Annotated in this window: 12 protein-coding genes; 7 read left to right on the forward strand and 5 right to left on the reverse strand. The window is 68.7% G+C overall.

Features of this window, described 5'->3' with window-relative positions:
- Positions 1 to 23: 23 nt before the first annotated feature.
- The 3 genes from AB0B40_RS10615 (at position 24) to AB0B40_RS10625 (ending at position 1,697) form a co-directional block, all read left to right on the forward strand.
- Entirely contained in the window at positions 24 to 446 is a 423-nt protein-coding gene (locus tag AB0B40_RS10615) for an SsgA family sporulation/cell division regulator (RefSeq protein WP_345047823.1), read from the forward strand.
- 40 nt (positions 447 to 486) lie between these two features.
- Positions 487 to 816 (forward strand): NIPSNAP family protein, encoded by a 330-nt coding sequence (locus tag AB0B40_RS10620; RefSeq protein WP_345047824.1) that lies wholly within the window; start codon positions 487 to 489, stop codon positions 814 to 816.
- Positions 817 to 1,271: 455 nt separating this feature from the next.
- A complete protein-coding gene (locus tag AB0B40_RS10625; protein WP_345047826.1) occupies positions 1,272 to 1,697 on the forward strand; it encodes an SsgA family sporulation/cell division regulator in 426 nt (141 codons plus the stop codon).
- 475 nt (positions 1,698 to 2,172) lie between these two features.
- Here the strand turns inward: AB0B40_RS10625 and AB0B40_RS10630 are convergent, their stop codons facing one another.
- The 4 genes from AB0B40_RS10630 to AB0B40_RS10645 all read right to left on the reverse strand — a co-directional run bounded on the left by AB0B40_RS10630 (position 2,173) and on the right by AB0B40_RS10645 (position 5,632).
- Positions 2,173 to 2,940: a TetR/AcrR family transcriptional regulator gene (locus AB0B40_RS10630; protein ID WP_345047827.1), complete on the reverse strand. Its 768-nt coding sequence runs from the start codon at positions 2,938 to 2,940 to the stop codon at positions 2,173 to 2,175.
- 88 nt (positions 2,941 to 3,028) lie between these two features.
- Entirely contained in the window at positions 3,029 to 4,522 is a 1,494-nt protein-coding gene (locus AB0B40_RS10635; RefSeq protein ID WP_362263709.1) for an MFS transporter, read from the reverse strand.
- Between the two features lie 75 nt (positions 4,523 to 4,597).
- Positions 4,598 to 4,774, reverse strand: a complete 177-nt coding sequence (locus AB0B40_RS10640) for a hypothetical protein (RefSeq protein ID WP_345047829.1) — start codon at positions 4,772 to 4,774, stop codon at positions 4,598 to 4,600.
- A gap of 156 nt (positions 4,775 to 4,930) precedes the next feature.
- Positions 4,931 to 5,632: a TetR/AcrR family transcriptional regulator gene (locus AB0B40_RS10645; RefSeq protein WP_345047831.1), complete on the reverse strand. Its 702-nt coding sequence runs from the start codon at positions 5,630 to 5,632 to the stop codon at positions 4,931 to 4,933.
- Between the two features lie 198 nt (positions 5,633 to 5,830).
- Between AB0B40_RS10645 and AB0B40_RS10650 the strand changes: the two genes are divergently transcribed.
- The 4 genes from AB0B40_RS10650 (at position 5,831) to AB0B40_RS10665 (ending at position 11,515) form a co-directional block, all read left to right on the forward strand.
- A complete protein-coding gene (locus AB0B40_RS10650; RefSeq protein ID WP_362263710.1) occupies positions 5,831 to 9,052 on the forward strand; it encodes a cytochrome P450 in 3,222 nt (1,073 codons plus the stop codon).
- A gap of 160 nt (positions 9,053 to 9,212) precedes the next feature.
- Positions 9,213 to 10,259, forward strand: a complete 1,047-nt coding sequence (locus tag AB0B40_RS10655) for a zinc-binding dehydrogenase (protein ID WP_345047833.1) — start codon at positions 9,213 to 9,215, stop codon at positions 10,257 to 10,259.
- 108 nt (positions 10,260 to 10,367) lie between these two features.
- Positions 10,368 to 11,021: a TetR/AcrR family transcriptional regulator gene (locus AB0B40_RS10660; protein WP_345047834.1), complete on the forward strand. Its 654-nt coding sequence runs from the start codon at positions 10,368 to 10,370 to the stop codon at positions 11,019 to 11,021.
- Between the two features lie 101 nt (positions 11,022 to 11,122).
- Positions 11,123 to 11,515: a hypothetical protein gene (locus tag AB0B40_RS10665; RefSeq protein ID WP_362263711.1), complete on the forward strand. Its 393-nt coding sequence runs from the start codon at positions 11,123 to 11,125 to the stop codon at positions 11,513 to 11,515.
- A 304-nt stretch (positions 11,516 to 11,819) separates the two neighbouring features.
- Here AB0B40_RS10665 and AB0B40_RS10670 read toward each other — a convergent pair whose 3' ends face one another.
- A complete protein-coding gene (locus AB0B40_RS10670) occupies positions 11,820 to 12,455 on the reverse strand; it encodes a TetR/AcrR family transcriptional regulator (RefSeq protein WP_345047835.1) in 636 nt (211 codons plus the stop codon).
- Positions 12,456 to 12,589 lie beyond the last annotated feature (134 nt).

Below are 12,589 nucleotides of genomic sequence, written 5' to 3' on the forward strand. Positions count from 1 at the left end.
GCCCTACCCGGGAGCGGAAGCCGATGAAGAAGTCCCTGAAGGCCGTAGAACGGCGGGTGGCCGTGCAGCTGGTCGTCTCGCACGCCTATTCATTGCCCCTCTGCGTACGTCTGCGGTACGAGCCCGCTGATCCCTATGTCGTCCGTGCCGCCTTCTTCGTCGACTGTGACCACCCGGTCGAATGGGTCCTTGGGCGGGATCTTCTGGCCGACGGGCTGGAGACGTCCGCAGGCCACGCGGACGTCCGGATCTGGTCGGCCGCAGGGCGGGGTGACGAGTCGATCTACATCGCCCTCGGGTCTTCCGCGGGAACCGCCTTGCTCGAGGTCCCCGTGCAGGACATCTCGTCCTTCCTTCAGGACACCCAGGCTCTGGTGCCGCGGGGTACCGAGTCCGGGCTCATCGACTGGGATGCCGAACTGGCACACCTCCTCCCCCGCGGCTGACCGCCGACCATCCATGCTCAGAAGCAAAGGAACCAGTGTCATGTCCAAGTACCAGCTTCGCGTCTACACCCTGCGCAGCTCCAACGCGCTCTCCGCCTACGAGAAGATCTGGGCCCAGCACATTCCCGGTATGGCCAAGCACCGGATCACCACACACGGCGTCTGGACGGTGCCCGCGGTGCCCGGAAGCGACACTCCCCGGCTGTACGCCCTCGTTTCCCGCAAGGACACCGACGACGTGCGGGAGCGGCTGGAGGCATACCTGTCGAGTCCTGAATTCCGCGCGGACATGGAGGGCTTCGACATCAGCCAGATCGTCGGCCTCGACGAGACCCTGCTGACGCCCACCGTGGACTCACCCTTGCGCTGACGGTCGGCCTGCCACGAGTGACGCCAGAAGGGCCGGTATCCGGCGGCCCCGCGATGGTGGTTCCGGTGTCGTCGACGGCGACCCACCACTGGTGGCCCTTGCCGGCATCGACACCGACCCATGAGCAGGGCTACCCGTGTGGTCATGTGCGTCTCCTCGGACTCGGAGCGCGTGCCGTTCCGGTCCAAGCACGGCTCTGCCCTGCGTGGCCGGGCCCCGGCGACCACGGCCGACGTGGAAGTGGGGACCGTGACGAGTCGGTACACCACAACCACGACCGGTACAGCGTCGATCGCTGAGACCAAGGGCGCCCTTTGCCGGCAACCGCCGTCGGCCACATCTCCGTGATGGCCCCGGCCGGCCGTGGTGGCCTCGCCTGCTCCCGTCGGGGAATCCGACGACAGCCCTTCCGATGGCCCTCGCCAGATGACTCGAGCCACCAGGAGCAAGACCCAATGAAGTCATTGAGAACTGTGATCCAGGGGCTACCTGCGAAGCTTGTCGGCGTGCATGCGACGTCCCCGCCCATGATCATGAATCTGCGGTACGAGCCGAGTGATCCCTATGTGGTCCATGCCGCCTTCACCACCGATGCCGACAGCGACGAGTCGGTGGAATGGATCATCGGACGCGATTTGCTGATCGACGGCCTGGAGGGCCCCGCCGGCGAGGGAGACGTTCGCATATGGCCCACCGGCGAGGAGGGCTGCCGCGACTTGTACATCCTCCTCAACCCGCCGTCCGGTACGGCCCTGCTCAAGGCCCCAGCGCACGAATTCAAGGCGTTCATGCAGGAAACGGAGGCAGTGGTGCCCCGGGGGGCCGAGCTCGGCCACAGCGACTTCGACCGCTTGCTGGCACACCTCCTCGCCGAAAGGTGAGTCCTGTCAGGGTGCGACCTGAGGCAGGCACACGGACGTCTGCGCCTCGGCGTTCACCGCCATGGTGAGTGGATGTCCGCAGTCGTGGCGTCGAGGGCGGCCGGGTCGATGCCGGCCTCGGTAAGGATGTTCGCCGCGACTCCGCGGCCGACCCGCCCCAGTGAGACCAGCCGCCGCGGCAACCCGCTACCTGCGTCGCATCGCCCGCCTTCCCGCGCTCCGTGGCTCGCCGCTCATCGGCAGGCTCTGCCCCAGGGACGCACCTGAAGGCGTTTACCTCGTCGTGGTGTGCCCCGCAGCGGAAGTCTGGCCGCCGTTTGTCCGCTTCGCGCTCGCCCCGCAGGCCCGCCGGCGGACGACGGCCGAGTTGCGGTCAGCCAAAGTGCTGGCCGAGCCTGCTGAACTGCTCGACTCATGGACGGCCATTGGGACGGGCTGCGGCTCCGATGAAGAGATCTCGCTTGAGTGAGCGGCCTCAACGCCGACCGTGGGCACGCTGGGCCCCGCTCCCCGAACCCTGACGGGCTGTACACGCCGGTGCAGCGAACCGTCGTCTTGTGGACTCCCCTGCGGACAGTCTCGTGTCCTGTGCCGCCCGTGAGGTCAGCACGGCGTCCACGGTGTCGCGCCCCAGATGGTTCCCGGCGAAGAAACGCTCGAAGAACAGCGGCCCGGTGGAGGCCATGGCGAATATCTCGGGGGTGACGCCGGGCCGGAGCTGGCCGCGCTCGACGGCTGTGGTGACCGCGGGACGCAAGGCGTCGGCGATCTGGTTCAGCAGCGCCTCCCGGAGGCGGCGCATACCTTCGTCGTGCCGTGAACCCCGAGGACCGCGGCAAGGACGGCCCCCGATTGCTCGTCGTCCCAACGCTCGGCGAGCACGTTCGGACGGTAGATGAGATCCGCTCGCGGATCGTTGCCCGAAGCGGCCCGAAGCAGCCCGAAGCTCCTCGGGTACCGGAGGGAGAGGGGGCATGCCCGCCTTCAGCGCGGCCAGGCGGAGGTCGAGAGGGCTCGGCCAGTGCCGGTAGACGGTTGCCCTGCCGGCGCCTGCACGAGTCGCAACCGTTCGATGTGTCACGGCCTCCAGCCCACGATCCGTGAGCAACGCGGTGGCCGCCGCGACCATGGCCTCACGACTACGCAATAGACGCGGATCTGCGCAATAGACGCGGATCTGTTCGATCTTCCACCTGGTACACCTTCCGCTGAAAAACCCTAGTCGCAGCCCACTATGAGACATCCATGGGGAGGGGAGGGGAAGGGAGGGGAGCCGCAAAGAGCCCGTACGGCAATTTTCGAAGGTGGGCCCTCAGGGCACTGTCTGTCCGCTACATGTGCACGGCAAGTGCAGCGTTCTCGCTCTGCTTGGGCGCACCCCGGCGGTAGACCAGGCCGGTGACGAAGACGGCCGCCGACCACCAGTAGGCCGTGGAATAGCCCTCAAGGCGGGCCTGAGCCAGCACGCCGGGGTCCTTGGGGTTGCGGCCGGAGAGATAGCCGGTCGCGGCGTCGGATGCCATCGTGCTGAGCATGGCGATGCCAATGGAGCCGCCCACCTGCTGAAGCGTGTTGACAGCGGCCGACGCAACGCCGGCATCGGCGGCCGCCACCCCCGAGGTCGCCAGGCTCATGGCGGGCGCGATGACCGTGCCCAGCCCGATGCCGACGAGTACCAGCTGCGGCAGTACCTGCGTCACGTATCCGCTGTCCAGGTCCAGCGTGGTCATCCAGATCAGCCCGGCGGCCGCGATGGCCATGCCCAGCGGGACCACCGGCTTTGGTCCTATGCGCGCCACCAGGACGTTGTTGGCCACGGCGGAGGCGGACGACGAGGCCACTACCAGGGGCAGAAAGGCGAAGCCGGTGTTCAGAGCGCTGTAGCCGAGGCTCTGCTGCAGGTAGTAGGTCAGGAACAGGAACACGCCGAACATGCCCGCGCCGGTGACGAAGAGGGCGGCGAAGGACGCGCCGCGATTGCGGTCCAGCAGGACTCGCAGGGGCAGCAGCGGATACGCCGCCCTGCTCTGCCACCACACGAAGACGGCCACCAGTACGGCACCGGCCGCCAGCATGCTCCAGGTCGCGATCGAACCCCAGCGGTGCGTCTCGGCGTTCGAGAATCCGTAGACCAGGCAGAACAGTCCGATGGAGGCCAGCAGGGTGCCGGGAACATCGAGCTTCGAGGACGTGTCGCGCGGGGTGCGGTGCAGCAGGGCCGCCCCGCCGACGAACGCCACCACCGCGAAGATCACGTTGACGTACATGGTCCAGCGCCAGTCCAGGTACTGGGTCAGCACGCCGCCGAGGATCAGGCCGATGGCTCCGCCGGCACCGGCGACCGAGCCTGCGACGGTGAAGGCCCTGGCCCGTTCGCGCGGATCGGTGAAGGTGGTCATCAGGACCGAGAGGGCGGAGGGGGCCAGCAGCGCGGCGAACAGCCCCTGCACGGCCCGCGCGATGACGAGCGCGGCGAAACCGTTCGCCGCGCCGGCAACCATGGAAGCGGCCGCGAAGCCGGCCAGACCCACCAGGAAGGTGACCTTCCGACCGGCCAGGTCCGCGACCCGGCCACCGAGCAGCAGCAGGCTGCCGAAGGCCAGCGCGTAGGCGGTGACCACCCACTGCCGGTCGGCGTCCGAGAAGCCCAGGTCGTGCTGGGCGGACGGCAGGGCGATGTTCACGATGGTGCCGTCGAGGACACCCATCAGCATCGACAGCGAAACGACCAGCAGAATCCACCAGCGCCGCCGGTACGACAGCTCGGGCACATTCTCAGGTGCGGTCTCGGCGCCGCGAGCGGCGACGGTGGCGTTCTGGGACATGGGGGCAGCCCTCCGGACGGGCGGATGGGGGATGGAGGAGGAGAGAAAAGAAGTGATCGAGAGATCGGGTGGGACTCATCCGACACGGGGCGCCACTTCGCGCTCACGGGCGGGAGCACTCGGCGGCGTAGCCGCCTCGGTGAACGGATGACGCGGGTGATCCAGCTCGGCGAGGCTGACGGTCTCCCCCTTCAGGAGGGAGACCGGGAACAAGCCGACGACCGTGGTCATTTCACGGTTCAGCGTCGGCATACGGCTGCCGTGCAGAGGCTGGATGTGGAACCACCCCGCCGGGCGGTCTCACCTGATGTGACGGGGTGGCTCCCGTGTGCCGCAGCCTGGGATCGCCCGGCTGCCGGCACGCGTCAGGCGCGAGTGCCTATGGCGCGGCGTCTCAGGCCGACTGGCTCAATGGCCGGCGTCCCAGCGGGCACGACCGGCGGTGAGCCGGGTTTCCAGGCCCGTGATCAGCGTGTCCAATACTAGGCGGAACATGTGGTCCTGGTCAGGGCCTTCAGGGGCCGCACCCGTAGAGCCAGGGTCTGCGTCCGCGGCCCCGTCTTCGTCGGCTTCAGGGCCGTGGGGCTTGAGGGTCGACCACTGGTGGAGAGCGCCGTTCAGTTCTGCGGTGAGGACACCGATGACGACGGCGACCATCAGCGCGGCGATCTCCGAGACCTCTGACTGCGGCACGCCGGCAGCGGCCACGATGGCGGTGAGGGCGGTCCAGAACGGGTCGTCGGGCTGGATGAAGTCGGGCTGGTGGCTGAACGAGTACGCCAGCAGCTTGGGGTGACGGTGCGCCAGGGACCGGAAGTCCGTCGCCAGCAGGCGGATCCGCTCCTGCCAGGGAGCATCCTCCAGCGTCACCGTGCGGAACTGCGCTCCGACCATTCTCGTCACGCCGCGCAGCACGGCATCCTTGTTCGGCACGTGGTGGTACAGCGACATCGGGTTCGCGTCGAGCTCGGTGGCGAGTTTGCGCATGGTGAGCGCCTCGACCCCGTCCTCGTCGATGAGCCGCAGGGCGGCGGCGTAGATCCCGGCCTCGGTCAGAGGGACGTCCCTCTTCCTCGTTCCCCGCGGGGGACGCCTCACCTTCTTTTCCATACCTCGTACGGTATCAGTTTCGTACGCCGTACGGAAGCGACCTGGATCACAGCGGCCACCAGAGCGATCGAGCTTGCTTCCTATTTCCATACGTCGTACGGTACTAATTCCATACGGCGTATGTTTTCCGTACGGCGCCAATGGCATCGACCTGAGCAGCGCGCCCTTGCCCATCCCCTCCGCGCAGAGGAGCAAGACATGACCACGCACCCCGCGAACGACCTTCGCCCCATCCGGTCCCCGCGCGGGATCCCCCTCCTCGGCAACACGCCGCAGATTCCCGACACCAACCCGGTGGAGTACTTCGGCAAACTGTCCAAGCAGTTCCCCGAGGGCATCTATGGCATGGACATCGCCGGTATCGAGCAGGTCTTCGTCTACGACCCGGACCTGGTGGCCGAGGTCAGCGACGAGACACGGTTCTTCAAGCAGATCGACAAGACGCCGCTGCACCACCTGCGAGACTTCGCGGGCGCGGGCCTGTTCACGGCCCACCAGCACGAAGAGGAATGGGGCAGGGCGCACCGGATCCTGCTGCCGGCGTTCAGCCAGCGGGCCATGAGGGGCTACTTCGGGCAGATGCTGGAGATCGCCCAGAACCTGGTGGGCAAGTGGGAGCGCCGGGAAGGCAAGTCGGTCAAGATCACCGACGACTACACCCGGCTGACGCTGGACACCATCGCCCTGTCGGGGTTCGGCTACCGGTTCGAGTCCTTCGACAAGGAGGAACTGCACCCGTTCCTCAACGCGATGCTGGGCGCGCTGACCGAGTCGATGCGGCGCTCTCAGGAGCTGCCGATGATGACCAAGATGCGCAAGGCCGACGCCAAGAAGTACGGCGAGAACATCCAGGTGATGCGCGAGCTGGTCGAGAGCGTGATCAAGGAGCGCCAGGAGGGCAAGGGCAGCGCTGAGGACGATCTGCTGGGCCTGATGCTTGAGGCCACCGACCCGGACACCGGCAAGCGGCTGGACGTCGACAACGTGCGCGACCAGGTGCTGACGTTCCTGATCGCCGGTCACGAGACCACCAGTGGTCTGCTGTCGTTCGCCACGTACTCGCTGATGCGCAACCCGCATGTCCTGGCCCAGGCGTATGCCGAGGTGGACCGGCTGCTGCCGGGCGACACCGTGCCGGACTACGACACGATCATGAATCTCGATGTGATCCCGCGGATCCTGGAGGAGACCCTGCGGCTCTGGGCTCCCATCCCGTTGATCGCCAAGGCGCCCATCGACGACACCGTCATCGGCGGCTGCTACGAGCTGAAGAAGGGCACACGGGTCAGCATCCTTGAAGGCCCGCTGCACACCCACCCCAAGGCGTGGGACCGCCCGGAGGAGTTCGACATCGACCGGTGGCTGCCGGAGAACCGGGCGCAGCAGCACCCGCACGCCTACAAGCCGTTCGGCAACGGTGTGCGTGCCTGCATCGGCCGCCAGTTCGCGCTCACCGAGGCCCGCCTGGCCCTGACACTGGTACTGCAGAAGTTCAAGTTCTCCGACACCACCGACTACAACATGGACGTCCGGGAGGCGCTGACGCGCAAGCCCGGCGACTTCGAACTGGTCGTACGCCGCCGCCAGGAGCACGAGCGGACCGTCTTCGGCGCCGCGGAGCTGCAGACCGGGGACACGCAGGCGCCGGCAGCGGTCAGCGGTGTCGGGGTGAACCTGACCGTCGCCTACGGCTCCAGCCTCGGCTCGTGCGAGGACCTGGCCCGTACCATCGCCGACCGCAGTGAGCGCTCCGGCTTCGGCACCACGCTGGTGAGCCTGGACGAGCTGGGCGACAACCTGCCCTCCGAGGGCCTGCTCACCGTCGTCGCCGCCAGTTACAACGGCAAGGCCCCCGACAACGCCCAGCGCTTCGACGACCTGCTCGCCGCCGGACTTCCCGAGGGCTCGCTAAAGGACGTGCGGTTCGCGCTGCTGGGCGCCGGCAACACCCAGTGGGTGGCCACCTACCAGGCCTTCCCCAAGCGGATCGAGGAAGGTCTGCTGGCCGCCGGCGCCACCCCCATCGTCGAGCGCGGCATCGCGGACGCCGCCGGTGACTTCGACGGCATGGCCACGCGGTGGATGAACACCCTGTGGGCCACTCTGGCCGAGGAGTACGCCGCCGACACCTCCCAGGCGAGCGGCCCGCGCTACCAGGTCCAACTGCTCACCGAGTCCGACGTGCGCCCCGCCATCGTCTCCGAGCAGGCGTACCCGCTGACCGTGGTGGCCAACGAGGAACTCGTGGCCGACGCGACCGGCCTGTGGGACTTCAGCATCGAGCCGCCGCGCCCGTCCGCGAAGTCCATCACCGTCGAGCTGCCCGAGGGCGTCACCTACGACACCGGCAACCATCTGGCTGTCTTCGCCAAGAACGAACTCGCCCTGGTGGAGCGCGCACTGAGGCGGCTCGGCGTCGACTACGACCAGGTGCTCCGGCTCGACCAGCCGGCCGGTGGCCGCACACACCTGCCGGTCGGCACCCCGGTCACCGCCGGCATCCTGCTCACCGAGTTCCTCGAACTGCAGGACGTGGCCACCCGGTCCCAGATCCAGACGCTCGCCGAGCACACCGAGTGCCCGTGGACCCGGCCGCAGCTCCAGGCGTACACCGCCGACACCCAGGAGGCCGAGGAGCGCTACCAGAAGGAGATCCTCGGCAAGCGCATCTCCGTCCTGGGGCTGCTGGAGCGCTTCCCGGCCATCGAGCTGCCGCTGGCCGTCTTCCTGGAGATGACGGGCCCCATCCGCCCGCGCTTCTACTCCATCTCCTCCGCCCCGTCCGCCAACCCGCGCCATGTGCGCCTGACCGTCGGCCTCCTGGAAGGCCCGGCCCTGTCCGGCGACGGCCAGTACCGCGGCACCTGCTCCGCCTACATCGCGACCCTTGAGCCCGGAGACGTCGTCTACGGCTACGTCCGCGTACCCTCCCCGACGTTCGCCCCGCCCGCCGACCCCGCCACGCCGCTGATCCTCATCGGCCCCGGCACCGGCATCGCGCCGCTGCGCGGCTTCCTGGAGGAGCGGGCGACGCAAGCCGCGAACGGCACGCAGGTGGGCCTGTCCCAGGTGTTCGTCGGCTGCCGCCACCCGGAGCACGACTACTTCTACCGCCAGGAGATGCAGGACTGGGAGCAGGCCGGCATCGCCCAGGTGCACACCGCATACTCCGCGGTGACCGGCCACCCGGCCCGGTTCGTGCAGAACGCCATAGCCAACGCCGCCGACACCGTGTGGCAGGCGATCGAGGACGGCGCGTACATCTACGTCTGCGGTGACGGCCGCCGCATGGCCCCCGCCGTCCGCGAGGCACTCGCCGCCATCCACCGCCAGAAGACCGGCAGCGACGACGAGACCGCTCAGAAGTGGCTCGCCCAGCTGGAGGCGGACGAGCGCTACCAGCAGGACGTCTTCGCCTGACCGTCGCACGCCGTCAAGGCGCGCCGATCCCCAGCCGCCGGGAGGCGTGCGGACGTCCTGCCTCCCCCGCCCGCCTCCCGGCCCCACCAGCCACTCAGACACCCCACGGCACCCATGGCCCGCACCACCGGGCCGTGCCGCTCACAGAAAGCACATCACCATGGACACCATGCTCGCCGGACGCTTCCACCTGGACAGCAAGAAATTCGCCGTGGAAGAGGTCCCAATCCCCGTGCCGGGCCCGGGCGAAGTCCTCATCGAGGTCAAGGCCGCCGGCGTCTGCCTCTCCGACGTCCACCTCCTCGACGGCTCCCTCGTCCCACTGTTCGCCACCTCCGACACGGTCACCGTCGGCCACGAGGTCTCCGGTGTGATTCACACGCTCGGCCCCGACCTCAAGCGCGGCCTGACTCCCGGCACCCGCGTCACCCTGGAAGCCGGCAAGACCTGCGGCAGGTGCGCCGGCTGCGTGCGCCGCCGCCCCTGCACCCAGATGCTCACCGCCGGCATCGACTACGACGGCGGCTGGGCCGAGTACGTCATCGCCCGCGAGGACACCCTCATCCCCATCCCGGACAGCCTGCCCTTCGACCAGGCCGCGATCATCCCCGACGCGGTGTCCACCCCTTACGCCGCCGTCGTCGCCACCGCGGGCGTCCGTCCCGCGCAGTCGGTCGGCATCTGGGGCGTGGGTGGAGTGGGCGCGCACAACGTGCGCCTCGCCCGCCTGGTCGGCGCCGCCCCGATCATCGCCGTCGACCCGCTGCCCAGCGCCCGCGAGCGCGCCCTCGCCTTCGGCGCGGACTACGCCCTGGACCCGGCCGCCCCCGACTTCGCCGACCAGGTCCGCGCAGCCACCGACGGACGGGGCCTGGACTTCGCCTTCGACTGCGCCGGCGTACCCGCCGTCCGCGAGCAGGCCGCCTCGGTGCTCGGCCTGGGCGGCTCCCTGATCCTGGTCGGCATCACGCCCAGGCCGCTCACCATCACCGAGGGCCTGACCTTCAACTACCTGCAGAAGCAGGTCCGCGGCCACTACGGCGGCTTCCCCGAGTCCGTCTCGGAGCTGGTGCGGCTGAGCGCGGCAGGCCGCCTCGACCTGGCCCCCTCCATCACGGACCACATCCCGCTCATCGACGCGGCCGACGCGGTCAGCCGTCTCGAGAACAAGATCGGTGATCCGATCCGCCTCATCCTCGTCCCCTGACGCCCGTCAGCAGGACCACAAGCCACCCTGGGCAGGGGTGAGTGGGCGCCGGTGCGTGAGGGAGCACCGGCGCCCACGGCTTTCCGGCCACCGCGGAGAGACAGAACCATGCAGACGACCGATCCCCCGGGCCGCACTGCGCAGCGCAGGGACACTCGCTCGAACCGTCAACGCATTCTCGCGGCCGCTCGGCAGAAACTGCGGGACGACCCCGACGCAAGTCTCGACAGCATCGCTCAGGCGGCCGGCCTCGCTCGACGCACCTTCTACGGACACTTCTCCAACCGGCGAGCACTGATCGCCGAGTTGGCGCAGGAAGCGGGCCAGGCGCTTCAACAGGCGTTCGCCGCAGCCCGTGTCCCAGGTTCTGATCCGCTGGAGGCGATGGCGCGGACGGCCCTGGCGGCATGGGCCGTCGGCGACCAGTACCGCATGCTCATCTCCTTGGGGCGACACCATCTGGGAGAGGAGACGATCCGCGCCACCTTGGCACCGGCCCGCGAGGAAGCCATCGCGGCCATACGACGTGGCCAGCACGAAGGCGTGTTCGCGGACCACGTTCCCGCGCCCGTCCTCGCCCGGGCGCTGGAAGCGCTGATGCTGGCCCTCGCCGCGGAGAACACCGCGTCCACCTGGGTGGACCCCACGGGTGAAGCTGCGGCGACCGCGTTCCTCGTCGCCGCCGGCGTAGCACCACAGATCGCGTCGCGCCGGGTTCGAGCCGTGTTGCATGAGCACGTGGTTGCTGTGATGCGGCTATGACATGAGCGGAGCGCTGCCTGGCTGCGGTGGGCGAGCAGGCCCGGCGATCCGGACGAAAGCCCGCTTCTGTATACGAGCTTCATCCTCGTAGGAGTTCATTCATGCCTGCCATTCTCATCCACGGCGTACCCGACACCCACCATGTGTGGGACGGCGTGCGTGAGCACCTGACCCGCAGCGACGTGGAGGCTTGGGACCTGCCCGGCGGCCGGTCGCGTGGACGAGACCATGCGCGACAGCATTCTCAAGCTGTACCGCTCCTCATTGACGGTCGGTGCGGAGTGGGAACCGGATCTCGCGGACCTGGCCGGACCCTCCCTGGTGTTCTGGGGGCGTTCGATCCAGTCTGCCCCGTCGAGTTCGGCGAGAAGATGGCCGCGTCCGTGCGCCCCACCCGTTTTCTGAGGCTGGACAGCAGCCACTGGACGCCGATCCAGAAGCCGGTTGAGGTCGCCGCCGCCGTCGAGGAGCACTGGAGCAGCTTCCGGGGGTGACTGGCCCGCCCCGCCGAGCGCGCGCCGACGGGGGCTCGTTGTGGGCGGCACTGACGTCCGGCTCACCGGCCCTTACGAAGAGGCTCACCGACTGAGAGCTCGAGGATCCTGGTGGCCGCCACAGGCCCGTGGCCGATCTCGTGGCGGATCCGATCAGCGATAGGGCCGTGTACCTGGGCCGATGACACCGGAGGCGACCCAGTCCTCATGATTGATCGCTGGCCGCCCGGCGTGGAGGGCGACGGTTGCCGTCGTACCGCGTCCACCGCGCCCTGGCCAGCGGCGCCACAATCGCACCGGACCCTCAGCCGAAATCGGGGAGCGGGCGCCGGGTGACCTCGTGCGCATCGTCCGGGGGGAGGCCCAGCATACGCAGGACCATCGCGGCCAGGTCGGAGGCGGCCTCGTCGCCGTCGAGGTCGGGGCGGGCCAGCCGCAGCGCCACCAGGGACAACAGGGTCCCGCCCAGAGCGGACAGGGCCGTGGTCGGGTCGGTGCCGGTAAAGCGGCCCGAGGTGATGCCGCGCTCCAGATCACGAAGCGCTCGTGGAGACAGGCCATGCTCGGAGTGGATGTGGGCCAGGCCGCGATCGCGCAGGATCCGCATGAGCTCGGGGTGGGAGTCGGCCATCCGTGCGGCAAGCCGGAAACCGGCGGCGACCAGCTCGGCGGGGTCGTCGATGCCTTCCACACGCGCGTCGATGACCTGTCCGAACTCCTCCAGCGCATCTGTCACCGCGGCGTCGAACAGCTCCGTCTTGGACTCGAAGTGGTTGTAGAACGAGCCGAATCCGACGTCCGCGCGCTCGGCGATGGCCTGGATGCTGGCGCTGGTGTCCCCGGTCTCCGCGAGGATCTGCCGGGCCGCACGGACGAGCGCCTGACGGGTCTCGGCACGGCGCCGCTCGAAGCGGTTCCTGGGCGGGGCTGACATCGGCATAGGACGAGTGTAACAACCGTGCGATGAACACCGCATCACTGATGATTCTCTCAACTATTTGGGACTCCTCTATTGACGATGAGAGTCGGCAAAGTTGATGATTTCCTCATTACGGCAGTGTTGCTTGGAGGACA

Origin of the sequence: Streptomyces sp. NPDC042638 (genome assembly GCF_040647235.1) — a bacterium.
Classification (GTDB): domain Bacteria; phylum Actinomycetota; class Actinomycetes; order Streptomycetales; family Streptomycetaceae; genus Streptomyces; species Streptomyces rameus.

Excerpts from the sequence above, each read along its gene's own strand:
- AB0B40_RS10615 (WP_345047823.1), top strand. The coding sequence starts at position 24 with ATGAAGAAGTCCCTGAAGGCCGTAGAACGGCGGGTGGCCGTGCAGCTG.
- AB0B40_RS10620 (WP_345047824.1), top strand. The coding sequence starts at position 487 with ATGTCCAAGTACCAGCTTCGCGTCTACACCCTGCGCAGCTCCAACGCG.
- AB0B40_RS10625 (WP_345047826.1), top strand. The coding sequence starts at position 1,272 with ATGAAGTCATTGAGAACTGTGATCCAGGGGCTACCTGCGAAGCTTGTC.
- AB0B40_RS10630 (WP_345047827.1), bottom strand. The coding sequence starts at position 2,940 with ATGTCTCATAGTGGGCTGCGACTAGGGTTTTTCAGCGGAAGGTGTACC.
- AB0B40_RS10635 (WP_362263709.1), bottom strand. The coding sequence starts at position 4,522 with ATGTCCCAGAACGCCACCGTCGCCGCTCGCGGCGCCGAGACCGCACCT.
- AB0B40_RS10640 (WP_345047829.1), bottom strand. The coding sequence starts at position 4,774 with ATGCCGACGCTGAACCGTGAAATGACCACGGTCGTCGGCTTGTTCCCG.
- AB0B40_RS10645 (WP_345047831.1), bottom strand. The coding sequence starts at position 5,632 with ATGGAAAAGAAGGTGAGGCGTCCCCCGCGGGGAACGAGGAAGAGGGAC.
- AB0B40_RS10650 (WP_362263710.1), top strand. The coding sequence starts at position 5,831 with ATGACCACGCACCCCGCGAACGACCTTCGCCCCATCCGGTCCCCGCGC.
- AB0B40_RS10655 (WP_345047833.1), top strand. The coding sequence starts at position 9,213 with ATGGACACCATGCTCGCCGGACGCTTCCACCTGGACAGCAAGAAATTC.
- AB0B40_RS10660 (WP_345047834.1), top strand. The coding sequence starts at position 10,368 with ATGCAGACGACCGATCCCCCGGGCCGCACTGCGCAGCGCAGGGACACT.
- AB0B40_RS10665 (WP_362263711.1), top strand. The coding sequence starts at position 11,123 with ATGCCTGCCATTCTCATCCACGGCGTACCCGACACCCACCATGTGTGG.
- AB0B40_RS10670 (WP_345047835.1), bottom strand. The coding sequence starts at position 12,455 with ATGCCGATGTCAGCCCCGCCCAGGAACCGCTTCGAGCGGCGCCGTGCC.